This window comes from Bartonella sp. CR84HXZ, from assembly GCF_042194535.1.
GTDB classification, from domain to species: domain Bacteria; phylum Pseudomonadota; class Alphaproteobacteria; order Rhizobiales; family Rhizobiaceae; genus Bartonella; species Bartonella grahamii.
In genome coordinates, this window is sequence record NZ_JBHIMY010000094.1 from 1 (window position 1) to 1,135 (window position 1,135).

General features: G+C 44.7%; 1 pseudogene. It reads right to left on the reverse strand.

Features of this window, described 5'->3' with window-relative positions:
- Positions 1-2: 2 nt before the first annotated feature.
- Positions 3-1,034, reverse strand: a pseudogene (locus ACFIKD_RS09520) (cytochrome b N-terminal domain-containing protein); the annotation flags it as partial.
- Positions 1,035-1,135: the final 101 nt, after the last annotated feature.

Genomic DNA, 1,135 nt, shown 5'->3' on the forward strand with positions numbered 1-1,135 from the left:
GTTCATTTGAGTAGATTGTTCTCGATCAAGGAGGTTAGTGGTATTAGGATTAGAATTGTGATGAAGTATGTTATGGATGCTAGTTGACCAATGAGAATGAAGGGTTGATTTACTGGTTGGCTTCCGATCCAGGTGAGGGTTAGTAGGGTTGTAATTAGGAGTCAGAACAGGAATTGGCTAAGTGGGCGGAATATTATGCTTTGCTGTTTGGAGTTGTGAAGTATGGGGATGATAGATAAGATGAAGATTGATAGGAAGAGCGCTAGTACGCCTCCTAGTTTATTAGGAACGGATCGTAGAATTGCGTATGCAAATAGGAAGTACCATTCTGGTTTGATGTGTGGAGGGGTATTTAGTGGGTCGGCTGGGGTGTAGTTGTCCGGGTCGTTTAGGAGGTCGGGTGAAAGTAGTGTTAGTGTTGTTAGGATGAAAAGGAGGAGGATTAGGCCTAGGATATCTTTGATTGTGTAGTAGGGGTGGAAGGTGATTTTGTCTGAGTCTGATGAGATTCCGCAGGGGTTGTTTGATCCTGTTTCGTGTAGAAACAGTAGATGGACTGTTGTAAGGGCGGTAATAATGAAGGGTAGAATAAAGTGTAGGGTGAAGAATCGTGAAAGGGTGGGGTTACCAATGGAGTATCCGCCTCAGATTCATTGGACGAGGTCGGTCCCGATGTATGGGACTGCTGATAATAGGTTTGTGATTACTGTTGCTCCCCAGAATGATATTTGGCCTCATGGGAGCACGTAGCCTATAAAAGCTGTTGCTATAGTTAAGAATAGAAGCATAATGCCAGTGTTTCAGGTTTTTAGGAGAAGGAATGAGCCATAGTAAAGGCCTCGGCCTACGTGTAGGAAGAGGCAGATGAAAAATATGGAGGCGCCGTTGGCGTGGAGGTAGCGAATGATTCAGCCATGGTTTACGTCTCGGGTGATATGTGCGATTGAGGAGAAGGCAGAAGAGGTGTCTGGCGAGTAGTGTATTGCTAGGAATAGGCCTGTGATGATCTGTAGAATTAGGCAGAATGCGAGTAGTGAGCCGAAGTTTCATCATATGGAAATGTTGGATGGGGTTGGTAGGTCAATGAGGGAGTGGTTAATTATTTTTATAATTGGGTTGGATTTGCGTATTGGGG